The following is a 22,837-nucleotide window of genomic DNA, read 5'->3' on the forward strand; positions in this document are numbered from 1 at the left end:
AAGGATTTAACCGTGTTATCTCGTTGGAGATATTCATGGCGTATTTTGGATGATAACGAGGCGCAAAAAATGAAAAAGACAGCTATCGCGATTGCAGTGGCACTGGCTGGTTTCGCTACCGTAGCGCAGGCCGCTCCGAAAGATAACACCTGGTACACTGGTGCTAAACTGGGCTGGTCTCAGTACCATGACACTGGCTTCATTCCTAACAATGGCCCGACCCATGAAAACCAACTGGGCGCAGGTGCTTTTGGTGGTTACCAGGTTAATCCGTACGTTGGCTTTGAAATGGGCTACGACTGGTTAGGCCGTATGCCGTACAAAGGCGACAACATCAATGGCGCTTACAAAGCTCAGGGCGTTCAGTTGACCGCTAAACTGGGTTACCCAATCACTGACGATCTGGACGTTTATACCCGTCTGGGTGGTATGGTATGGCGTGCAGACACTAAGTCTAACACCCCTGGCGGTGAGTCTACTAAAAACCACGACACCGGCGTTTCCCCGGTATTCGCGGGCGGTATCGAGTATGCCATCACCCCTGAAATCGCAACCCGTCTGGAATACCAGTGGACTAACAACATCGGTGATGCCAACACCATCAGCACCCGTCCGGATAACGGCCTGCTGAGCGTAGGTGTTTCCTACCGTTTCGGCCAGCAAGAAGCTGCTCCGGTAGTGGCTCCAGCCCCGGCTCCGGCTCCGGAAGTACAGACCAAGCACTTCACTCTGAAGTCTGACGTACTGTTCAACTTCAACAAATCTACCCTGAAGCCGGAAGGTCAGCAGGCGCTGGATCAACTGTACAACCAGCTGAGCAACCTGGACCCGAAAGACGGTTCCGTAGTCGTTCTGGGCTTCACTGACCGCATCGGTTCTGACGCTTACAACCAGGGTCTGTCCGAGAAACGTGCTCAGTCTGTTGTTGATTACCTGATCTCCAAAGGTATCCCGTCTGACAAAATCTCCGCACGTGGTATGGGCGAATCTAACCCGGTTACCGGCAACACCTGTGACAACGTGAAACCTCGCGCTGCCCTGATTGACTGCCTGGCACCGGATCGTCGCGTAGAGATCGAAGTTAAAGGCATTAAAGACGTGGTAACTCAGCCGCAGGCTTAAGTTTCCGTCTGATAAAAAACCCCGCGTCGCGGGGTTTTTTGCTCTGGTCTGGGTGACAACGCCTTTCAGCGTTACTTCTTGCCTAATAACGCCTGTAAATCCTGCTTTAACGTGGTCATTTGCGTGGCATATTTCTCTTTATGCTCCGCGTCTTCTATGAGTTGCACAATCGTTTCGGATAATGTTTTACCGCGTCGCTGCGCAAGGCCCGCCAGACGCTGCCAGACCATAAACTCTAAATCAATAGATTTTTTGCGCGTATGCTGATGTTCCGCATTGAAGTGTCGTTTGCGTCTTGCCCGAATGGTTTGTTTCATCCGATTAAGCAAGGCAGGATTCATATGCCTGTCTATCCAGACATTTACCCGCACCGGTTCATTTTCGAGGGCCAACAACAAATTGACGGCTTCCTGGGCAGCACTGGCTTCCACGTAGCGGGTGATCAACTCCCCTTCGCGGTGCTTTTTCACCAGATATTTCCATTTCCAACCGCTTTCAAGATTTTCAAGTTGTTGATATTTCATTGTGATCCCAATGTTACCGTGTAACTGTTATCAGAATATCAGTTTTTTAGCCATCTGAAGAAAAGAATCTCGAACCTGTGAATGGTTACACGTCTTCACATTACTTTGCATTCGCTTTCCGCGTGTGCAGCGTGACGGGTTAGGCTATAATCCCCCCTTTTACAACAGACTAAAAAACCTCAACTTTGACCATTACGAAACTTGCATGGCGTGATCTGGTTCCGGATAGCGAAAGCTATCAGGAGATATTTGCACAGCCACACGCGACTGACGAAAACGACACCTTACTCAGTGATACTCAGCCACGACTGCAATTTGCGCTTGAGCAACTTATTCAGCCGTGGACATCATCCTCTTTTATGCTGACTAAAGCGCCTGAAGAGCAAGAGTATCTTACTTTACTTTCAGATGCCGTCCGCGCTCTGCAAACCGACGCCGGACAATTAACCGGCGGGCATTATGACGTTTCCGGGCATACTATTCATTACCGCGCCGCGCAGAATGCGCAAGACAACTTTGCCACCGTCACACAAGTCGTCAGCGCGGACTGGGTCGAAGCCGAACAGCTTTTTGGTTGCCTGCGGCAGTATAATGGCGACATTTCCCTGCAGCCGGGTCTGGTTCATCAGGCGAACGGCGGCGTACTTATTATTTCCTTACGAACCCTTCTGGCGCAGCCGTTGCTATGGATGCGTCTGAAAGCGATCGTTAGCCGCGAGCGTTTTGACTGGGTGGCGTTTGACGAGTCGCGTCCATTGCCGGTCTCCGTGCCATCAATGCCGCTCAAACTGAAGGTGATTCTGGTTGGCGAACGTGAATCACTGGCCGATTTTCAGGAGATGGAACCGGAGCTCGCGGAACAAGCTATCTACAGTGAATTTGAAGACAATTTACAGATAGCGGACGCAGAAGCTATGACCCTGTGGTGTCAATGGGTGACGCGTATCGCTTCACGCGATAATTTGCCTGCCCCGGCACCGGACGCCTGGCCCGTCCTGATACGCGAGGCTGTGCGTTATACCGGCGAACAGGACACTCTGCCCCTTTGCCCACTGTGGATAGCCCGCCAGTTTAAGGAGGCGGCGCCCTTATGCGAAGGCGATACATGCGGCGCAGAAGCGCTCAGCCTGATGCTTGCCCGACGCGAATGGCGAGAAGGCTTTCTGGCGGAACGGATGCAGGACGAGATTCTGCAAGAGCAGATCCTGATTGAAACCGAAGGCGAACGCGTTGGACAAATCAACGCGCTTTCCGTCATTGAGTTTCCCGGGCATCCTCGCGCCTTTGGCGAACCGTCGCGAATTAGCTGTGTTGTGCATATCGGCGATGGCGAATTTAACGATATTGAGCGGAAGGCCGAACTTGGCGGAAATATTCACGCTAAGGGAATGATGATTATGCAAGCCTTCCTGATGTCGGAGTTGCAGCTTGAGCAACAAATTCCCTTCTCTGCCTCGTTAACCTTTGAGCAGTCCTACAGCGAAGTGGATGGCGATAGCGCCTCAATGGCTGAATTATGTGCGCTCATCAGCGCGCTGGCCAATGTGCCTGTGAATCAAAACATTGCGATTACTGGCTCGGTCGATCAGTTTGGTCGCGCGCAACCGGTGGGCGGGCTAAACGAAAAAATTGAAGGTTTCTTCGCCATCTGCGAGCAGCGGGAATTAAACGGTAAACAGGGCGTCATTATCCCTGCCGCCAATGTCCGGCATCTCAGTCTTAAATCTGAACTGCTGCAAGCGGTTAAAGAAGAGAAGTTCACTATCTGGGCGGTAGACGACGTGACCGACGCCTTACCGCTACTGTTAAATCTGGTGTGGGATGGCGAAGGACAAACGACATTGATGCAGACTATCCAGGAGCGTATCGCGCAGGCGACGCAACAGGAAGGCCGTCATCGTTTCCCGTGGCCATTACGTTGGCTGAACGCTTTTATTCCGAACTGATCGGACTTGTTCAGCGTACACGTGTTAGCTATCCTGCGTGCTTCAATAAAATAAGGTTTACATAAAACATGGTAGATAAACGCGAATCCTATACAAAAGAAGACCTTCTTGCCTCTGGTCGTGGTGAACTGTTTGGCGCTAAAGGGCCGCAACTCCCTGCGCCGAACATGCTGATGATGGACCGCGTCGTTAAAATGACCGAAACGGGCGGCAATTTCGACAAAGGTTATGTCGAAGCCGAGCTGGATATCAATCCTGATCTATGGTTCTTCGGATGCCACTTTATCGGCGATCCGGTGATGCCCGGCTGTCTGGGTCTGGATGCTATGTGGCAATTGGTGGGATTCTACCTGGGCTGGTTGGGCGGCGAAGGCAAAGGCCGCGCGCTAGGCGTGGGCGAAGTGAAATTTACCGGTCAGGTTCTGCCGACGGCAAAGAAAGTCACCTATCGCATTCATTTCAAACGTATCGTAAACCGTCGCCTGATCATGGGACTGGCGGACGGTGAGGTTCTGGTGGATGGTCGTCTGATCTATACCGCACACGATTTGAAAGTCGGTTTGTTCCAGGATACTTCCGCGTTCTAAGTGTTGAATTGATATTCCGCGCTATCGGTATCATGCTTGCAAAGCCAATAAAGGCGAAACCTCCGCAGTGCGGAGGTTTCTTTTTCTAAAGAGACAGAATCAGGCCATTACCACCCTGTCCTCCATGGCTTGTCGCCAACCTCCCAACCAGTATGACCGTTGATTCAGCGTCTGATAGGGACACATTTCTTTTGATCGTCCGGCGATGCCGGCCTGATATCCACGTTGATGTGCCCGTTCCAGGCGATCTCGTTTTTGTCTCTTCATGCCTCGTTTCCCTCATATTTGTATCTGGTGGAAAAGAAAACAGTGATTACAAAATGTGCAATCACACTACACGAATACCTCTAAATGGATCGCCCGTCAATGCGCAAAATTCACACCAATGTCATATTTGTGAGCTATACGGAAAATCATTTGTACAAAAAATGTGAGCCAGAACAACTATTTTTCCGGCGTTAAACGTAAAAAAACCGCCTCAGGCGCATGACCTGAAGCGGTTAAATTTACATTACTTTTATCTCAGGGAAGCCGTTTTATCTCATCAGCGATAACGGCCGCTTCCTGGCTCCATGCGCTCGCCAGTACTTTGACCATTTCATCATAGCCATCTTTCTGCTGGCTGGCTTCAATATGGAAAGGCCGCTTAATCAGTTGTCCGTTGTGGTTTAATAGCCACTCCCCGCTCACGATAACCTTACCATCGTAACGTCCATGGAACCCGGTTACAGTCACGTTTAACGTATCCTGGGTTGTTCCCAATGGCTGAGAAGCGACGACCCAGCCAGGAAGCCGGGCGCTAAGATTTGCCACCAGAGTGTTACGCAATTGCTGATCCAGCGGGCTGGCCCATAGATTGTTATTGGCAATCACATACTGGACATCACTGGTTTGATACACCACGCCGTTACCTGCCAGATAGTCAGGTACGGAAACCTGCTCTACCCATAAGAGGCGGTTGCCCTGGCTCGTAGTGCTTTGCACACCACTTTGCGCTATCGGGAGCTGATAATAGCTTTTATTCTCTCTGCCGGAGCTACATGACGCCAGCCAGAACGCCATTATCACGACTAGCCATTTTTTCATTGTTTCGCCCTCTTAGGCTCGGGATCTTTTTTATCCTTCGCTTCAAATACCAGCGCGTTGCTTTTCTCGTTCAAAGTCTTCAACACCGGTTGTAACTCACGAAGCACCTGATCGAGACGCTGCATATCCGCCACCATTTTGTTATACGCTGCCGATCCAGGCTGGAAGCCTTGCATACTGCGATTAAGTTCGCGTAACGTCGTTTGCATATCCGCCGGAAGCTGCTGCATCGACTGACTGGAGGTAATCTTGTTCATATTATCCAGCGTGGTTTGCAGCCGACGCATAGTGCGCTGGCTTTCAGACAGCGTATTGGTCACTTGTTCAATCATCGGATTCAGCGGCAGGTTGTTAATCTTATCCAACGTTTCCACCAGCCGCTGTTGAATTTGCGCCAGGCCGCTGCTGACGGTAGGAATAATTTCATAGCCATCAAATTCGCGTAGCCCGGTAATCGGCGGCTCCTTGGGATAAAAGTCCAGATCGACATACAGCGCCCCGGTAACCAAGTTACCTGTTTTAAGCGAAGCGCGTAAACCGCGCTTAAGCAGTTCCGTCAAATGCGCGCCAACATCTGCATTTTCTCCCAGTTGCGCTTTCAGACGCTCCGGTTCAATGCGCACCAGCACAGGAATACGGTAATCATCGTTAAACACCTGACGCATATCAGACGCAAAGAAAGGCACTTTGCTTACCGTCCCCAGACGAATACCGCGGAACTCCAGCGGCGCGCCAGGTTGCAATCCGCGCACCGAATCTTTAAAGAACATCAGGTAATCGATATGATCGGTGTACAGCGAATCCTGAATACTTTTTTGATCGTCGTAGAGATTAAACGCCGTTTTTTCGGCGACGGGTTGTCCCTGCTCAAGTCCTTCCGGCACGTCAAAACTCACCCCGCCGCCAAACAGCGTCGTCAACGATCCCATTTCCACGCGCATTCCCGCAGATGTCAGATCCACAGCGATACCGCTATCTTTCCAGAATCGTACATTACTGGTGACCAGCCGATCGTTTGGCGCCTTAATGAACAACTGATAGCTCATTGTCCGTTTTTGCGGATCGAAAGAGCTGGTTTCAACGGACCCCACCCGATAGCCTCGGAACAGAACAGGATCGCCAGGACTGAGCTGGCCAGCCTTTTTGCTGTCCAGAATCACACGAATACCTTTGGCATCGGGCGGCGCCAACGGCGGTGAATCAAGAAGCTGATAGCTTTCCGGCTGACTGCCCTTGCTCCCTGGTTGTAGTTCAATATACGCGCCTGATAACAACGTCCCAAGCCCACTGATGCCTTCACGCCCCACCTGCGGTTTTACGACCCAAAATACCGAGTCTTTATGCAACAACTTTTCCATACCGGAATGAAGCCGCGCTTTGATTTGTACATGGGTCAGATCGTCAGTCAGCGTCGCGCTTTCAACCACGCCGACATCCACGCTGCGACTTTTAATCGTCGTTTTTCCGCCTTCAATACCTTCCGCATTGGTGGTGATTAAGGTAACTTCCGGTCCCTGGTGGCTGTAGTGATAAAACAGAATCCAGGCTCCGATAAGCGCAGTAACAATCGGGAATATCCAGACAGGCGACCAATTTTTCACCTTTTGTACTTTGGCTTCCCCTTTTTTAGGTTCCATGCTATCAGGACTCCTCATGGCCTGGTTCGTATTCACGATCCCACGACAGACGCGGATCAAAGGTCATCGCAGAAAACATTGTCATTATGACGACTAAAGCAAACATCAACGCACCCATCGCAGGATAAATATTCATTAACCCTCCCATACGCACCAGCGCAGAGAGTACGGCAATGACAAATACATCAATCATTGACCAGCGCCCCACAAACTCCACTACTTCATAAATAAAATGCATCCGCTCACTGTCGCGTTTACCGTGGCCTTTCGCATCCCAACAAAGCCAGGCAATGGCGATCATTTTTAGCGTCGGCACCATAATACTGGCGAGAAAGATAACCGCCGCAACCGGATAAGACCCCTCACTCCACAGCAAAATCACGCCAGCCAGAATGGTCGACGGCATTTTCGAGCCCAATAAATCGGTAATCATAATCGGCAAAATATTGGCGGGTAGATAAAGCATGATCGAGGTAAATAATAACGCCAGCGTCCATTGCAAACTGTTCTTACGCCGGACATAGCCTTTCGTATGGCAACGCGGACAAACGAGACTCTTCGCAGGCAGGATCGCCGTGCAGCAGGCGCAGGAGCGCAAAGATTGCCGGATACCGGTAATCCCCGGCGTTAACGGCTGCGCCAACGCCGGCTGAGGGGCGATATCATCCCACAACCAACGGCGATCAACACACTGGAATGCCCGCAGTTGAACGAGACAAAATAAGCACCAGGGAATAAAACTGTTGCCGATGCCGATATCGCCGTAGGCCATCAGCTTAACAAAGCTGACCAGCACCCCGGCGAGAAATATCTCCGCCATTCCCCACGATTTCAGGAGGAAAAAGATCCGCGCCAGCGTTTTTTTTACCGACAACGGCAGATTGGCTCGGTTGACGAGCAATAAAATGGTCACCAGGCAAAATGCCGGCACCAGTTGGACAAATAATAAAAAGAACGTGCCGAGGCTGGCGTAATCTTCAGAAAACATGACCCCGGGGATTTCCAGAAGCGTGACTTCGCTGGTGACACCCGCGACATTCATATTCACGAAGGGAAACAGGTTAGAAAGCAGCAACATAAATAGTGCCGCTAACGCATAGGCGGTAGGACGCTGCCGGGGCGCGTCCCACTCGGTCGTTAACGTTGCGCCGCATCGTGGACATGCTGCTTTTTGTCCATGCGAGAGGCGGGGTAAAGCCACCAGCATGTCACATTGCGGGCACAATATGTGCTTCGCAGCATGGTGATGTTCACACATAGGCGCTCCTTTAATTATGCCCCGTTTTTCAGGCCTTCAAGATACTCCCAACGTTCGAAGGCTTGCTCAAGTTCTTGCTCCACCTGACTTAAATCGGCCAGAACTTTTTGCGTTTGCTCATGGGGCTGGCTAAAAAAGGCCGCATCCGCAACCTGCGCCTGTAGCGCTTCCAGCTTCGCTTCCAGGTCTTCAAGCTGACCGGGTAATTGCTCCAGCTCGCGCTGCAGTTTATAGCTTAGTTTGCTACTGCCCCGTTTTACAATTTCTGCTTTAGGGGCAATAACTTCCTCATTTTTTTTCACCATCGGCTGTTTCGTCGCCAGATGCTGCGCTTGCTGCGCACGCGCATCATGGTAGCCGCCGATATAACGTCCGATTTTGCCGCCGCCTTCGAAAATCCAGCATTCCGTCACGGTATTATCGACAAATTGGCGATCGTGGCTGACCAGTAGCACCGTGCCCTGATAGCCATCAATTAATTCTTCTAATAGTTCCAGCGTTTCGACGTCAAGATCGTTCGTTGGTTCATCGAGAATTAAAAGATTGCTCGGCTTGAGGAAGAGTCGCGCCAGCAGCAGACGGTTACGTTCGCCGCCGGAAAGCGCGCGAACTGGCGTCATCGCCCGTTTGGGGTGAAACAGGAAGTCCTGCAAATAGCCCAGTACATGGCGCGGTTTACCGTTTACCATTACCTCTTGCTTGCCTTCCGCAAGGTTATCCATCACGGTTTTTTCCGGGTCCAGTTCGGCGCGATGCTGATCGAAGTAGGCGACTTCCAGCTTCGTTCCCACATGGATACGCCCGCTGTCAGCCTGAAGCTGTCCCAGCATCAGTTTCAGTAACGTGGTTTTACCGCAGCCGTTCGGGCCAATTAACGCAATCTTGTCGCCGCGCTGTACCTGAGCTGAGAAATCTTTTACCAGTTGTTTTCCTTCTACCTGGTAATCGACATTTTCCATCTCAAAAACGATTTTACCGGAGCGCGTCGCCTCTTCGACCTGCATCTTCGCCGTGCCCATCACTTCACGACGCTCGCTGCGTTCACGGCGCATCGCTTTTAACGCCCGCACACGCCCTTCATTACGGGTGCGGCGCGCCTTGATACCCTGGCGAATCCAGACTTCTTCCTGCGCCAGTTTGCGATCAAACTCCGCGTTTTGTAGCTCTTCTACGCGCAGCGCTTCTTCTTTCTCTAGCAGGTATTGATCGTAATTTCCCGGATAGGTGACCAGTTTGCCACGATCGAGATCGACAATGCGGGTCGCCATATTGCGAATAAACGAACGATCGTGAGAGATAAAAATAATCGTTCCGTTAAAGGTTTTCAGAAACCCTTCCAGCCAGTCGATGGTTTCGATATCCAGATGGTTAGTCGGTTCATCCAGTAACAATACGCGCGGATTGCTGACCAGCGCCCGACCCAGCGCGGCTTTACGCAGCCAGCCGCCGGAGAGCGACGACAGCGCGGCGTTAGGATCGAGTCCAAGCTGCGCCAGCACTTCATTAATACGGTTTTCCAACTGCCACAGATTATGATGATCGAGCTGCTCCTGTACGCGCGCCATTTCATTGAGGTTTTTCTCGCTGGGATCGCTCATCACCAGACGGGAAATCTCATGATAGCGTTTGAGGTATTCCGCTTGTTCTTCGATACCTTCGGCGACAAAGTCATAGACGCTGCCCGCAATATTACGCGGCGGGTCCTGTTGCAGACGCGCGACGATCAGATCCTGCTCATAAATAATACGCCCATCGTCCAGACCCTGTTCGCGGTTGAGGATCTTCATCAAGGTGGATTTCCCGGCGCCGTTACGCCCCACCAGACAGACGCGTTCGTTATCTTCGATATGCAACTCTGCGTTATCGAGAAGCGGCGCGTCGCTGAACGACAGCCATGCGCCATGCATACTGATTAATGACATTTACTTTTCCTTTCAGGCAGCGCGGATCAGCCAGCAATTATGGATCTGACGGTTACGGGCAAAATCCGGGGAGAGCGTTTTTTGCGTAATTTCTTGTGCTGTAAGCCCCAGTTCGGCCAGACCTTCCAGATCCATACGGAATCCGCGCTTATTATTTGAGAACATGATGGTGCCGCCTTTACGCAGCAGGCGTTTTAAATCTTTCATTAACGCGACATGATCGCGCTGAACATCAAACGACTCTTCCATACGTTTTGAGTTAGAGAACGTCGGCGGATCGATAAAGATCAAATCGAACTGTTCATTCGCCTCGCGCAGCCAGCCCAGGCAGTCGGCCTGAATCAGGCGATGCGCGCGACCGCTCAGTCCGTTCAGACGCAAATTACGTTCGGCCCACTCCAGATAGGTGCGGGACATATCCACCGTTGTGGTGCTGCGCGCGCCGCCCAGACCCGCATGTACGCTGGCGCTGCCGGTATAAGAAAAGAGATTCAGGAAATCTTTGCCTTGACTCATCTCTCCCAGCATCCTGCGGGCAATACGGTGATCGAGGAACAGACCGGTGTCGAGATAATCCGTCAGATTTACCCATAAGCGCGCATTATATTCGCTGACCTCAAGGAACTCGCCCTTCTCGCTCATTTTCTGATACTGATTTTTTCCTTTTTGCCGTTCGCGGGTTTTTAACACCAGTTTATTCGGCGCAATACCGAGCACTGACAAGGTTGCCGCAATAATATCGAACAAACGCTGCCGCGCTTTTTGCGCATCCACTGTTTTCGGCGGCGCATATTCCTGAATCACCGCCCAGTCGCCGTAACGGTCTACCGCCACGTTATATTCCGGCAGGTCGGCATCATACAAGCGATAACATTCAATGCCTTCCTGGCGCGCCCATTTTTCCAGCTTTTTAAGATTCTTACGCAGGCGATTAGCGTAATCTTCCGCCACCGTCGCCGGTTTACTGTCTGCGGTGGTTTTCGCAATATGATAGTTTTTCTGCACGCAGTCCAGCGGGCCATTCTTGGCTTTAAACTGTTTGTCGGCACGCAGTTGCAGGCTGCCCAGCAGATCGGGCGAGGCGCTGAACAGCGACAGGTTCCAGCCGCCAAACTGATTTTTCATGATACGGCCCAGCAGACTGTGCAGCGCAATCAGCGCCGGTTCGCTGTCCAGACGTTCGCCGTAAGGCGGGTTACTGATAACCGTACCATACGGGCCTTTCGGCAACGGATTGCTCAGTTGCGCCACATCTTTCACTTCAAAGGTGATTAGCTCGCCGATACCAGCGCGACGGGCGTTGCTGCGCGCCCGCTCAATGACGCGCGCATCGCTGTCGGAACCGTAGAAATGAGAGGAATACTCCGCCAGTCCCTTACGCGCCCGGGTCTGTGCTTCGGCTTTCACTTCCTGCCAGATAGTCTCGTCATGCTGCGCCCAGCCGCTAAATCCCCAGTGGCCACGGTGCAGTCCCGGTGCGCGATCGGTCGCCCACATCGCGGCCTCAATCAATAATGTCCCGGAACCACACATAGGGTCGAGCAGCGGCGTACCCGGCTGCCAGCCGGAACGCATAACAATCGCCGCCGCCAGCGTCTCTTTGATTGGCGCCAGACCGGCGCGATCGCGATAACCGCGCAGGTGCAGGCCATCACCGCTGAGATCCAGCGCAATGCTGGCAGTTTCTTTATTCAGCCAGACGTTAATACGGAGGTCCGGCGATTCGCGGTCCACATTTGGACGCGGAAGATTTTTCCGCGTAAATGCATCGACAATCGCGTCCTTAACTTTCATCGCGCCATACTGACTATTACGGATGGTGTCGTTCAGGCCGCTGAAATGCACCGCAAACGTCGCACCAGGATTAAAAATCTCTGTCCAGTTTATCGCCTGAACGCCGAGATAAAGATCGAGATCGCTGTAGACCTTGCACTCGCCCATCGGCAGGATAATACGCGAGGCCAGGCGGCTCCACATCAGGCTCTGGTAAATAAGCCGCGTGTCGCCCTGAAAATGGACCCCACCCTGAACAACCTGACACTCTACGGCGCCCAGTTTTTCCAGTTCAGTTTTTAACAGCTCTTCCAGCCCGCGGGCCGTACTGGCAAACAGAGAATTCATATTGTCACTTTTACGCTAAGAAAATTGTTGCGCATTATAGCTAATCTCACGCCCATGTCATAAAGTTGAAGGCTTATTTTCATTTGAGGGACTGTACGGTGGCGACGTTATCACGGCTCTTTATTCATCCGGTCAAATCCATGCGCGGCATTGGTCTGACTCATGCGCTGGCAGATATCAGCGGTCTGGCTTTTGATCGCATCTTCATGATTACCGAGCCTGACGGTACATTTATTACCGCCCGCCAGTTTCCACAAATGGTACGTTTTACCCCCTCTCCCTTACATGACGGCCTCCATTTGACCGCGCCAGACGGCAGTAGCTCACTGGTTCGCTTTACGGATTTCACCCCGCAGGATGCGCCGACCGAAGTCTGGGGAAACCATTTTACCGCTCGCGTCGCTCCGACGGTGATTAATCAATGGTTGAGCGGCTTTTTCTCCCGCGATGTCCAGTTGCGCTGGGTTGGGCCGCAGTTGACGCGCCGGGTTAAACGGCATAACGCGGTGCCGCTGGGATTTGCCGATGGCTACCCGTATTTATTGACTAACGAAGCCTCGCTGCGCGATCTGCAACAGCGTTGTCCGGCTGGCGTACAAATGGAACAGTTTCGCCCAAACTTAGTGGTTTCCGGCGTAGCGGCCTGGGAAGAAGATAACTGGAAAGTTCTTCGCATTGGCGAGGTGATTTTTGACGTTGTGAAACCTTGTAGCCGCTGTATTTTTACGACCGTCAGCCCCGAAAAGGGGCAAAAACATCCCTCCGGCGAACCGCTGGCGACGCTGCAAGCTTTTCGTACCGCCCTGGACAATGGCGATGTGGATTTTGGTCAGAACCTGATCGCCCGCAATAGCGGCGTCATTCGCGTCGGCGATGAGGTGGAGATTCTGGCAACAGCCCCGGCAAAAGCCTATGGCGCCACAGCGGTCGACGACAGCATTACGCCAGATAAACACCCGGATGCGAGCGTGACCATCGACTGGCAAGGACAAACCTTCTGCGGGAATAATCAACAGGTGCTACTGGAACAGTTGGAGAATCAGGGAATTCGTATTCCGTATTCTTGCCGGGCGGGTATCTGTGGTTGCTGCCGGATACGTTTACTGGAAGGCGAAGTAAGCCCGCTGAAAAAATCGGCCATTGGCGACGATGGTACGATTCTGAGCTGTAGCTGCGTGCCTAAAACCGCGTTACGACTGGAAAATTAAACCGCTTGTTCAAGGCTGAAACTGTGACAGTGAACCTGCGGTTTCAGCCTGTCGTTCATAATTTTAATCGCATCGCCAAGCTGCATAGTTCGGCCTGCTATCACCACGCCCGGCTGGGCCAGAAGGCACAACGCGGCATTTTCTCCCGGCTCAACGACCAGCAAATTAACCTGCTCCGCCGTATCGCTTAACCAGACGCTTGCGGCATCACCCGTTCCCGGAGTCCACATTTCGCCATGCGCCACAAAATGCCAGCTTTTTGGCATCTGCGGTTTGAGATAACGAATCGCCACCAGCGCATTCAACACCAGCTCCGCGCGTTGCTCTTTGGTTAATTCGAAATCCCGGCATTTTTCTTCAAAGGAAAAATAGAGCGCGGCATCATCCACACAAAAACCGGTCGGGCAAAACGCGTCCGGCGTAAGCATCTTACGAGAGAAGCGCGAGCGAAAAAGCATACCATTGGCGAGATCGAGCATCATACGATCGTGCTCTTCATCATAATACCAGCGCCAGTTATCGTCAGGTTTAATTCGCATTGGCCTCTCTCCCGCTTTTAAGCAATTTGTAACAGCATTGTCCTTTTGCCGCTTCGTTTATTACCCCAATAATAAAAGCCCAAAATGTCTAAATAAGCAACAGTGGAGAAATATAAAACAACCAGCGCCGGAAATAAAGCCCTGGTTGTCTGATAAAGGGTAAAGTTTAGATATGCGTTACGATTTCTTTAATCAATGGCGGGCCTTTAAAAATAAAGCCGGAATAAATTTGTACCAGAGTTGCTCCTGCCGCTATCTTCTCGCGCGCGGCGATAACTGAGTCAATGCCGCCGACGCCGATAATAGGTAATTGTCCTTTTAACTCCTGGGATAAACGGCCAATAATTTCTGTGCTTTTTAATTGTAATGGCCGGCCACTTAATCCCCCCGTTTGCTGGCAATTTTTCATTCCTTGTACCAGAGAACGATCGAGGGTGGTATTTGTCGCAATCACGCCATCAATATTATGTCGAAGCAGGCTATCGGCAACCTGGATCAATTCTTCTTCACAAAGATCCGGCGCGATCTTTACCGCCACCGGCACATATTTATGATGGATCGCCTGAAGATCGTTTTGCTTATTTTTAATGGCGCTCAATAGATCATCCAGCGCATCGCCATACTGGAGCGTGCGTAACCCTGGCGTATTCGGCGAAGAAATATTAATGGCGATATAACCCGCATAAGCATAGACTTTTTCCATACAAATCAGGTAGTCATCTTTGCCATTTTCGACAGGGGTATCTTTATTTTTACCGATGTTAATTCCCAGAATACCATCAAAATGGGCCTTTTTAACATTCTCGACAAGGTTATCGACGCCCAGATTATTAAATCCCATCCGATTGATCAGACCTTCAGCATCCACCAGACGAAAAAGACGCGGCTTATCGTTACCCGGCTGTGGGCGCGGCGTCACGGTGCCGATTTCCAGGGAACCAAACCCCATCGCGCCTAGCGCGTCGATGCACTCCCCGTCTTTATCCAGACCGGCAGCCAGCCCCAGTGGATTCTTAAAGGTAAGTCCCATGCAGGTGACCGGCTTTGTTGGTACTTTCTGGCGCACCAGTGCTTCCAGCGGCGTACCTGTAATGCGGCGTAATTGTTGAAATGTAAATTCATGAGCGCGCTCTGGATCGAGCTGGAAAAGGGCTTTACGAACGAAGGGGTAGTACATGAACTCTCCTGGATTCCCGGTGTGCAAACCGGGGGCGTATTATGGGCGATAACCGTGCAAAAGGGAATTGACCTACGGCAATAAATAGCAATCGTTTTCCTTCAGCCCCACTTCACGCTTCGCCAGGGAGCGTCATCATCCGGCAAAAAAATGCCCGGCAGCGCTAACGCTTACCGGGTATGTCTTACATTTTTATAGCGGATATGATCAGGTTAACGCTTTAGTTATCTTCTCGTACAGATCGCCGGAAAGATTCTCCAGTCCTTTTAACTGCTCCAGCGCCGCACGCATTTTCTCCTGTCGCTTACCATCATAACGTTTCAGACGAATCAGCGGTTCAATGAGGCGAGATGCAACCTGCGGGTTACGACTATTCAGATCGGTCAGCATCTCGACCAGAAACTGGTATCCGCTACCGTCTTGCGCATGGAACGCCGCCGGGTTACTGCCGGCAAACGCGCCAATCAATGAACGGATGCGGTTCGGATTGCTCATGCTGAAAGAACGGTGTTTGAGCAGGCCGCGTACAGTTTCCAGTACATTTTCCGCCGGGCTTGTGGATTGCAGGATAAACCATTTATCCATCACCAGGCCGTCCTGATGCCACTTATCGTCATATTCCTGCATCAGCGTATCGCGGCACGGCAACTGCGCCGCCACCGCAGCAGACAGGGCCGCCAGCGCATCGGTCATGTTATTGGCGTCGCGATACTGTTTGCTGACCAGCGTATTAGCCAGCTCCGTCTCGCCGAACGCCAGGAAGCGCAGGCAAGCATTGCGCAGCGTGCGCTTACCAATATCGCCGTGATCAACACGATACTCATCCAGATGATTGGCGTTATAGATAGCAAGGAACTCATCCGCCAGTTCTGCCACCAGCGTACGCGTTAGCGCTTCACGAACTTGCGCAATGGCGATCGGGTCGATGACCTCAAACAGCTCCGCAATTTCATTGGCCGAAGGCAACGTTAAAATTTCTGCGGCCAACGCCGGATCGATTTTCTCATCCAACAGCACCGCGCGGAACGCATCAGCGACATGCACCGGAACCGATAACGGCTGCCCCTGCTGATGACGCGCCACATTCAGTTTAATGTAAGTGGCCAGCAGGCTTTGCGCCGCATCCCAACGGGAGAAATCGTTGCGCGCATGGCGCATCAGGAACGTCAGTTGCTGATCGCTCCATTTATATTCCAGTTTCACCGGCGCTGAAAACTCGCACAGCAAGGCCGGAACAGGCTGGAAGTAGACATTATCAAAGGTAAATGTCTGCTCCGCCTGCGTGACGTTCAGCACAGCATTGACAGGATGACCGCCTTTTTGCAACGGAATAACGTTGCCTTCGTTATCGTACAGTTCAATGGCGAATGGAATATGCAGCGGCTGCTTCTCTGCCTGATCCGCCGTCGCCGGAGTGCGCTGGCTGATGGTCAACGTGTACTGCTCGGTTTCCGGATTATAATCATCTTTTACCGTTACAATCGGCGTACCGGACTGACTGTACCAGCGGCGGAAATGGGACAGATCGACATTAGAAGCATCTTCCATCGCCTGTACAAAGTCATCACACGTCGCGGCGCTGCCGTCATGGCGCTCAAAATAGAGCTGCATCCCCTTCTGGAAATTTTCCTCACCCAGCAACGTGTGGATCATGCGAATGACTTCCGCGCCCTTTTCATAAACGGTGAGGGTGTAGAAGTTATTCATTTCGATAACTTTATCCGGGCGGATAGGATGCGCCATCGGGCTGGCGTCTTCCGCAAATTGTAAACCGCGCATGGTACGCACGTTACTGATGCGGTTCACCGCACGTGACCCCAAATCAGAGCTAAATTCCTGATCGCGGAAAACGGTTAACCCCTCTTTCAGGCTCAACTGGAACCAGTCGCGGCAGGTGACGCGGTTGCCGGTCCAGTTGTGGAAATACTCATGGCCTATCACGCGCTCAATATCGAGATAATCTTTATCCGTCGCGGTATCGGTACGCGCCAACACATATTTGGAGTTAAAGATATTGAGACCTTTATTCTCCATCGCGCCCATATTAAAGAAATCCACCGCGACAATCATATAGATGTCGAGGTCATATTCGAGTCCAAAACGCGTTTCATCCCATTTCATGGAATTCTTCAGCGAGGTCATCGCCCACGGCGCGCGATCCAGATTGCCGCGGTCAACGTACAGTTCCAGCGCGACTTCACGTCCGGAACGGGTGGTAAAGGTATCGCGCAGAACGTCAAAATCACCGGCCACCAGCGCAAACAGATAACACGGTTTTGGGAACGGATCTTGCCACTGTACCCAATGACGGCCATTCTCCAGCTCGCCCTGCGCAACACGATTGCCATTGGAGAGCAGGAACGGATATTTGGTTTTATCGGCAATAATTTTGGTGGTAAATCGCGCCAGTACGTCCGGGCGGTCAAGATACCAGGTGATATGGCGGAAGCCCTCCGCTTCACACTGAGTACAGAGCGCATCGCCGGACTGATACAATCCTTCCAGCGCCGTATTCGCCGCCGGACCTACCTCGTTGACAATGCGTAACGTAAAACGCTCTGGCAGGTCGCTGATGATAAGCGCGCCTTCTTCTTCTTTATATGCTGTCCACGGCGCATCGTTGACGTGGAGGGATACCAGCGTTAAATCTTCCCCATCAAGGCGAAGAGGCGCATCAGGCGCGCCATGACGAACAGCCTGGCTTATTGCGGTGACCACGGTTTTTTCGGCATCGAGGTCAAAGGTCAAGTCAATATCAGTAATCTGGTAATCCGGCTCGCGATAGTCGTGGCGGTATTTGGCTTGTGGCTGTTGTGTCATAAAAAACCTTTCGCATCTTTTGTAGAGTGTCGACTCCAGTCTATTCCTGTTGCGCAAATCGCGCTACGCAGAATGTTCATCTTTTCAGGCACAAACAGCCTCTTTGCTACATTTTTATAACATGGGGCACGAAATGCGCTCGACCCTAAAGACAGCTTATGGTGTGATCGGGGTTCAATAAATCGCTAAACAAGGTATACTCCAGCGGTTTTCTTAGTTGTTTATTGTACTAAACGCTCCCGTGAGAGGACGCTACAGCGCACCTATGACACAATTCGCTTCTCCTGTTCTGCACTCGTTGCTGGATACAGATGCTTATAAGTTGCATATGCAGCAAGCCGTTTTTCACCACTACTATGATGTGCAGGTAGCGGCTGAGTTTCGTTGCCGTGGCGACGACCTGCTGGGTATTTATGCCGATGCTATTCGCGAGCAGGTGGACGCGATGCAGCACCTGCGCCTCCAGAAGGACGAGTTCCAGTGGCTCTCTGGCCTGCCCTTTTTTAAACCGGATTATCTGAACTGGTTACGCGAATTTCGCTATAACCCCGCTCAAGTCTGTGTCACCAACGATAACGGCAAGCTGAATATTCGCTTAACCGGCCCGTGGCGTGAAGTGATTATGTGGGAAGTGCCGCTGCTGGCCGTGATCAGTGAACTGGTTCACCACTACCGCTCGCCAAACGCGGGCGTTGCTCAGGCGCTCGACGCGCTGGAAAGTAAGCTGGTTGATTTCACTGCGTTAACCGCCGATCTCGATATGTCCCGCTTCCACCTGATGGACTTCGGTACCCGCCGTCGTTTCTCTCGTGAAGTGCAGCAGGCGATAGTTAAACGTCTCCAGCAGGAGTCATGGTTTGTCGGCACCAGCAACTATGATCTCGCGCGTCGCCTGGCTTTGACGCCGATGGGCACTCAGGCGCACGAATGGTTTCAGGCGCATCAACAAATCAGTCCGGATCTGGCGACCAGTCAGCTTGCCGCGCTGGCCGCCTGGCTCAACGAATATCCGGACCAGCTTGGTATCGCATTGACAGATTGCATTACAATGGATGCGTTTTTACGCGATTTCGGCGTTGAATTCGCCAGCCGTTATCAGGGGTTACGCCACGACTCAGGAGACCCTGTCGAATGGGGTGAAAAGGCGATTGCCCATTATGAAAAGCTGGGGATTGATCCGCTGACAAAAACGCTGGTCTTTTCAGATAACCTTGATCTGCAAAAGGCGGTCGAGCTCTATCGCCATTTCGCGTCTCGCGTGCAGTTAAGCTTCGGCATAGGTACCCGCCTGACCTGCGATATCCCCCAGGTAACACCGCTCAATATCGTTATTAAGCTTGTGGAATGTAACGGAAAGCCGGTGGCTAAACTTTCCGACAGCCCCGGTAAAACGATCTGCCATGATAAAGCGTTTGTGCGTGCGCTGCGTAAAGCTTTTGATCTCCCGCAGGTCCGCAAAGCCAGTTAATTCTTCCCAGGGAGCCTGCCAGGGCTCCTTTTTCAGGTTTATTTCCGAAATCTTTCACTTCAGCTACGATTTCTGCTTGTCTGATTGCAGATGCCAGGTAACATAGGAATCCCCCCATTTCGGGTGGACAAGTGTTTATTTTTTCCGACTATTAACAGAGAGAATATTATGAGCGTTGTGCCTGTAGCCGACGTACTCCAGGGCCGCGTAGCCGTTGACCAAGAAGTCACCGTGCGCGGATGGGTGCGTACCCGCCGAGATTCAAAAGCTGGCATCTCCTTCCTCGCCGTTTATGACGGCTCCTGCTTTGATCCTGTACAGGCTGTAATTAATAATTCTCTGCCCAATTATAATGAAGAAGTATTACACCTGACGACAGGCTGCTCCGTGGTGGTAACGGGTAAGGTTGTCGCGTCGCCGGGACAAGGGCAAAGTTTCGAAATCCAGGCCACGAAAGTAGAGGTCGCAGGTTGGGTGGAAGATCCGGATACCTACCCGATGGCGGCAAAACGCCATAGCATTGAGTATCTGCGTGAGGTCGCGCATCTGCGCCCGCGCACCAACCTGATTGGCGCGGTAGCGCGCGTCCGCCATACTCTGGCACAGGCGCTGCATCGCTTCTTCGATGAGCAGGGCTTCTTTTGGGTCTCCACCCCGCTGATTACCGCTTCCGATACCGAAGGCGCTGGCGAAATGTTCCGCGTCTCAACGTTGGATCTGGAAAACCTGCCGCGTAACGACCAGGGCAAGGTAGATTTTGACAAAGACTTTTTCGGCAAAGAATCATTCCTGACCGTCTCCGGCCAGCTAAACGGCGAAACGTATGCCTGCGCGCTGTCCAAAATCTATACTTTTGGGCCGACCTTCCGCGCGGAAAACTCCAACACCAGCCGTCACCTGGCGGAGTTCTGGATGCTGGAGCCGGAAGTGGCGTTCGCCGATCTGGAAGACAACGCCCGTCTGGCGGAAGCCATGCTGAAATATGTCTTCAACGCGGTTCTGGAAGAGCGTGCGGATGACATGAAGTTCTTTGCCGAACGCGTGGATAAAGACGCTATCGCTCGTCTGGAGCGTTTTGTCTCTACCGACTTCGCTCAGGTGGATTACACCGATGCGGTCGCCATTCTGGAACGCTGTGGTAAGAAATTTGAAAACCCGGTGTTCTGGGGCGTCGACCTCTCTTCCGAACACGAACGCTATCTGGCGGAAGAACATTTCAAAGCACCTGTGGTGGTGAAAAACTATCCGAAAGAAATTAAAGCGTTTTACATGCGCCTTAACGAAGACGGCAAAACCGTAGCGGCAATGGATGTACTGGCGCCGGGAATCGGCGAAATCATCGGCGGTTCCCAGCGTGAAGAGCGTCTGGATGTGCTGGATGCCCGTATGGCCGAAATGGGGCTGAATAAAGAGGATTACTGGTGGTATCGCGACTTACGTCGCTACGGTACTGTACCGCATTCCGGCTTTGGCCTGGGCTTTGAACGCCTGATCGCTTACGTCACGGGTGTGCAAAACGTGCGCGATGTTATTCCGTTCCCACGGACGCCACGCAACGCCAGCTTCTAATTTTTACGTCACACTCAAGGCCAGCTATGCTGGCCTTTTTTTCACCTGAATGTCAGTTTTATTCTCAATAAGTAAATAAATTTAATTACAACCCTCTGAATTACCACATCTTGTTACTGTATATTTCACAAAAATATTTACACATAAAAATCTAATCCTTAATTTTATTAAGGATTAGATTTTTATGCTCTAATAGCACAATTTTTCCCCATCATTTCAGACATCAGGACATCTAAATGGCTATTTTTATAAAATGGCTCATCTGCTGCTTTTTCAGGCACAATGGTGTCGCATGCCAATAAATATAATAAAATCATATGAATAAAATTAAAAAGAACAAATTAAGACGAAAAATCAGGGGAAGTTTGACGTTGTTCACAAAGTTCCGCAAAAATAACATTTTATTACATATTTTTTCCTTTTGATACTAAATCTTTATATTTGTAGCATTTTCACGGTAGCGAAACGTTAGTTTGAATGGAAAGATGCCTGTCAGACACATAAAGACACCAAACTCTCATCAATATTTCTGTAAAGTTTTATTGACGGAATTTATTGGCGGCAGTGGCAGGTGTCATATAAAAAAACCAATGAGGGTAATAAATAATGATGAAGCGCAAAATCCTGGCAGCGGTGATCCCTGCCCTGCTGGCTGCTGCAACCGCAAACGCAGCAGAAATTTATAATAAAGATGGTAATAAGCTGGATCTGTACGGTAAAGCCGTGGGTCGTCACGTATGGACAACGACCGGCGATAGCAAAAATGCCGACCAGACTTATGCCCAGATTGGTTTTAAAGGGGAAACGCAAATTAACACCGATCTGACCGGTTTCGGTCAGTGGGAATACCGTACCAAAGCAGATCGCGCTGAAGGCGAACAGCAGAACTCGAATCTGGTCCGTCTGGCCTTCGCAGGTTTGAAATATGCAGAAGTGGGTTCAATCGATTATGGTCGTAACTACGGTATCGTTTACGATGTTGAATCATATACCGATATGGCACCCTACTTCTCCGGCGAAACCTGGGGCGGCGCCTATACTGATAACTACATGACCAGCCGTGCTGGCGGTTTGTTGACCTACCGTAACTCTGACTTCTTCGGTCTGGTGGACGGTCTCTCTTTCGGTATCCAGTATCAGGGTAAAAATCAGGACAACCACAGCATCAACTCTCAGAATGGCGATGGCGTAGGTTACACCATGGCATATGAGTTCGACGGCTTTGGCGTCACCGCAGCGTACAGCAACAGCAAGCGTACTAACGATCAGCAGGATCGCGATGGTAATGGCGATCGCGCAGAATCGTGGGCCGTTGGCGCGAAATATGATGCGAACAACGTCTACCTGGCTGCCGTATATGCCGAAACCCGCAATATGAGCATTGTTGAAAATACGGTTACCAATACCGTGGAAATGGCAAACAAAACGCAGAACCTTGAAGTGGTCGCTCAGTACCAGTTTGACTTCGGCCTGCGTCCGGCAATCTCGTATGTGCAGAGTAAAGGTAAGCAGTTGAACGGTGCCGACAGCACAGCCGACCTGGCGAAATACATTCAGGCGGGCGCGACTTACTACTTCAACAAAAACATGAACGTATGGGTTGACTACCGTTTCAACCTGCTGGACAAAAACGACTACAGCTCCAGCTACGTTGGCACCGACGATCAGGCGGCAGTCGGTATTACTTACCAGTTCTGACCAGCAGACCCCTTTGTTTTATGCCTCAAAAACAGGACTTCGGTCCTGTTTTTTTATGTCTCTTAGAGAAAACGTGCGTCTTTCAAAAACAGTCGGGCTTTTTAGCGCTAACGGTTGGCATTTTGTAAATCTGCCGTTAACCTGATAGCGGATTT

Annotated in this window: 17 protein-coding genes; 7 read left to right on the forward strand and 10 right to left on the reverse strand. The window is 51.4% G+C overall.

Features of this window, described 5'->3' with window-relative positions:
* Positions 1 to 69 precede the first annotated feature (69 nt).
* Positions 70 to 1,122, forward strand: coding sequence for a porin OmpA (gene ompA, locus ACE15A_RS14315; RefSeq protein ID WP_053509680.1), 1,053 nt, complete (start codon positions 70 to 72; stop codon positions 1,120 to 1,122).
* Positions 1,123 to 1,193: 71 nt separating this feature from the next.
* On the opposite strand, the gene matP is transcribed toward ompA, so the two are convergent.
* Positions 1,194 to 1,646 (reverse strand): macrodomain Ter protein MatP, encoded by a 453-nt coding sequence (gene matP, locus ACE15A_RS14320; protein ID WP_000877172.1) that lies wholly within the window; start codon positions 1,644 to 1,646, stop codon positions 1,194 to 1,196.
* Positions 1,647 to 1,831: 185 nt separating this feature from the next.
* On the opposite strand from matP, the gene ACE15A_RS14325 reads away from it, so the two are divergent.
* Both ACE15A_RS14325 and fabA read left to right on the forward strand, forming a co-directional pair.
* Positions 1,832 to 3,592: a Lon protease family protein gene (locus ACE15A_RS14325; RefSeq protein WP_053509640.1), complete on the forward strand. Its 1,761-nt coding sequence runs from the start codon at positions 1,832 to 1,834 to the stop codon at positions 3,590 to 3,592.
* Between the two features lie 68 nt (positions 3,593 to 3,660).
* On the forward strand, positions 3,661 to 4,179 hold the full coding sequence (fabA, locus tag ACE15A_RS14330; RefSeq protein ID WP_000227925.1) for a bifunctional 3-hydroxydecanoyl-ACP dehydratase/trans-2-decenoyl-ACP isomerase: 519 nt from the start codon (positions 3,661 to 3,663) through the stop codon (positions 4,177 to 4,179).
* A gap of 99 nt (positions 4,180 to 4,278) precedes the next feature.
* On the opposite strand, the gene rmf is transcribed toward fabA, so the two are convergent.
* The 6 genes from rmf to rlmKL all read right to left on the reverse strand — a co-directional run bounded on the left by rmf (position 4,279) and on the right by rlmKL (position 12,203).
* The gene (gene rmf, locus ACE15A_RS14335; protein ID WP_023177830.1) at positions 4,279 to 4,446 is read right to left on the reverse strand and encodes a ribosome modulation factor; all 168 of its coding nucleotides are present in this window, start codon (positions 4,444 to 4,446) and stop codon (positions 4,279 to 4,281) included.
* Between the two features lie 255 nt (positions 4,447 to 4,701).
* Entirely contained in the window at positions 4,702 to 5,265 is a 564-nt protein-coding gene (gene pqiC, locus ACE15A_RS14340; RefSeq protein WP_053509638.1) for a membrane integrity-associated transporter subunit PqiC, read from the reverse strand.
* Positions 5,262 to 6,902 carry an intermembrane transport protein PqiB gene (pqiB, locus tag ACE15A_RS14345; protein WP_023247039.1) on the reverse strand — a complete coding sequence of 547 codons (1,641 nt, stop codon included), beginning with the start codon at positions 6,900 to 6,902 and terminating at the stop codon, positions 5,262 to 5,264. Before pqiB ends, pqiC begins: the two co-directional genes overlap by 4 nt.
* A gap of 4 nt (positions 6,903 to 6,906) precedes the next feature.
* A complete protein-coding gene (pqiA, locus tag ACE15A_RS14350) occupies positions 6,907 to 8,160 on the reverse strand; it encodes a membrane integrity-associated transporter subunit PqiA (protein ID WP_053530141.1) in 1,254 nt (417 codons plus the stop codon).
* A gap of 14 nt (positions 8,161 to 8,174) precedes the next feature.
* The gene (locus tag ACE15A_RS14355) at positions 8,175 to 10,082 is read right to left on the reverse strand and encodes an ABC transporter ATP-binding protein (protein ID WP_023247040.1); all 1,908 of its coding nucleotides are present in this window, start codon (positions 10,080 to 10,082) and stop codon (positions 8,175 to 8,177) included.
* Between the two features lie 12 nt (positions 10,083 to 10,094).
* The gene (rlmKL, locus tag ACE15A_RS14360; RefSeq protein ID WP_053509633.1) at positions 10,095 to 12,203 is read right to left on the reverse strand and encodes a bifunctional 23S rRNA (guanine(2069)-N(7))-methyltransferase RlmK/23S rRNA (guanine(2445)-N(2))-methyltransferase RlmL; all 2,109 of its coding nucleotides are present in this window, start codon (positions 12,201 to 12,203) and stop codon (positions 10,095 to 10,097) included.
* 98 nt (positions 12,204 to 12,301) lie between these two features.
* Here rlmKL and ACE15A_RS14365 point away from each other — a divergent pair, with 98 nt between their 5' ends.
* Positions 12,302 to 13,411 carry a YcbX family protein gene (locus ACE15A_RS14365; RefSeq protein WP_023247042.1) on the forward strand — a complete coding sequence of 370 codons (1,110 nt, stop codon included), beginning with the start codon at positions 12,302 to 12,304 and terminating at the stop codon, positions 13,409 to 13,411.
* Here the strand turns inward: ACE15A_RS14365 and zapC are convergent.
* From zapC to pepN, 3 genes are all read right to left on the reverse strand, one after another.
* A complete protein-coding gene (gene zapC, locus ACE15A_RS14370) occupies positions 13,408 to 13,950 on the reverse strand; it encodes a cell division protein ZapC (RefSeq protein ID WP_001220671.1) in 543 nt (180 codons plus the stop codon). The genes ACE15A_RS14365 and zapC overlap by 4 nt on opposite strands.
* A gap of 166 nt (positions 13,951 to 14,116) precedes the next feature.
* Positions 14,117 to 15,127: a quinone-dependent dihydroorotate dehydrogenase gene (gene pyrD / locus ACE15A_RS14375; protein WP_053509631.1), complete on the reverse strand. Its 1,011-nt coding sequence runs from the start codon at positions 15,125 to 15,127 to the stop codon at positions 14,117 to 14,119.
* Positions 15,128 to 15,334: 207 nt separating this feature from the next.
* Positions 15,335 to 17,947, reverse strand: coding sequence for an aminopeptidase N (gene pepN / locus ACE15A_RS14380; RefSeq protein ID WP_380911019.1), 2,613 nt, complete (start codon positions 17,945 to 17,947; stop codon positions 15,335 to 15,337).
* A gap of 265 nt (positions 17,948 to 18,212) precedes the next feature.
* Between pepN and pncB the strand changes: the two genes are divergently transcribed.
* The 3 genes from pncB (at position 18,213) to ompF (ending at position 22,682) form a co-directional block, all read left to right on the forward strand.
* Positions 18,213 to 19,415 (forward strand): nicotinate phosphoribosyltransferase, encoded by a 1,203-nt coding sequence (gene pncB, locus ACE15A_RS14385; protein ID WP_053509629.1) that lies wholly within the window; start codon positions 18,213 to 18,215, stop codon positions 19,413 to 19,415.
* Positions 19,416 to 19,583: 168 nt separating this feature from the next.
* On the forward strand, positions 19,584 to 20,984 hold the full coding sequence (gene asnS / locus ACE15A_RS14390) for an asparagine--tRNA ligase (RefSeq protein ID WP_046093551.1): 1,401 nt from the start codon (positions 19,584 to 19,586) through the stop codon (positions 20,982 to 20,984).
* Positions 20,985 to 21,590: 606 nt separating this feature from the next.
* Positions 21,591 to 22,682: a porin OmpF gene (gene ompF / locus ACE15A_RS14395; protein ID WP_023247047.1), complete on the forward strand. Its 1,092-nt coding sequence runs from the start codon at positions 21,591 to 21,593 to the stop codon at positions 22,680 to 22,682.
* The last annotated feature ends 155 nt before the right edge of the window (positions 22,683 to 22,837 follow it).

Source organism: Salmonella sp. HY31, from assembly GCF_042604575.1.
GTDB classification, from domain to species: domain Bacteria; phylum Pseudomonadota; class Gammaproteobacteria; order Enterobacterales; family Enterobacteriaceae; genus Salmonella; species Salmonella diarizonae.

Coding starts and splice junctions, on each gene's coding strand:
- pncB (WP_053509629.1), top strand. CDS start 18,213: ATGACACAATTCGCTTCTCCTGTTCTGCACTCGTTGCTGGATACAGAT.
- pqiC (WP_053509638.1), bottom strand. CDS start 5,265: ATGAAAAAATGGCTAGTCGTGATAATGGCGTTCTGGCTGGCGTCATGT.
- ACE15A_RS14355 (WP_023247040.1), bottom strand. CDS start 10,082: ATGTCATTAATCAGTATGCATGGCGCATGGCTGTCGTTCAGCGACGCG.
- ompA (WP_053509680.1), top strand. CDS start 70: ATGAAAAAGACAGCTATCGCGATTGCAGTGGCACTGGCTGGTTTCGCT.
- rlmKL (WP_053509633.1), bottom strand. CDS start 12,203: ATGAATTCTCTGTTTGCCAGTACGGCCCGCGGGCTGGAAGAGCTGTTA.
- ompF (WP_023247047.1), top strand. CDS start 21,591: ATGATGAAGCGCAAAATCCTGGCAGCGGTGATCCCTGCCCTGCTGGCT.
- pepN (WP_380911019.1), bottom strand. CDS start 17,947: ATGACACAACAGCCACAAGCCAAATACCGCCACGACTATCGCGAGCCG.
- pyrD (WP_053509631.1), bottom strand. CDS start 15,127: ATGTACTACCCCTTCGTTCGTAAAGCCCTTTTCCAGCTCGATCCAGAG.
- pqiB (WP_023247039.1), bottom strand. CDS start 6,902: ATGGAACCTAAAAAAGGGGAAGCCAAAGTACAAAAGGTGAAAAATTGG.
- matP (WP_000877172.1), bottom strand. CDS start 1,646: ATGAAATATCAACAACTTGAAAATCTTGAAAGCGGTTGGAAATGGAAA.
- fabA (WP_000227925.1), top strand. CDS start 3,661: ATGGTAGATAAACGCGAATCCTATACAAAAGAAGACCTTCTTGCCTCT.
- rmf (WP_023177830.1), bottom strand. CDS start 4,446: ATGAAGAGACAAAAACGAGATCGCCTGGAACGGGCACATCAACGTGGA.
- zapC (WP_001220671.1), bottom strand. CDS start 13,950: ATGCGAATTAAACCTGACGATAACTGGCGCTGGTATTATGATGAAGAG.
- pqiA (WP_053530141.1), bottom strand. CDS start 8,160: ATGTGTGAACATCACCATGCTGCGAAGCACATATTGTGCCCGCAATGT.
- asnS (WP_046093551.1), top strand. CDS start 19,584: ATGAGCGTTGTGCCTGTAGCCGACGTACTCCAGGGCCGCGTAGCCGTT.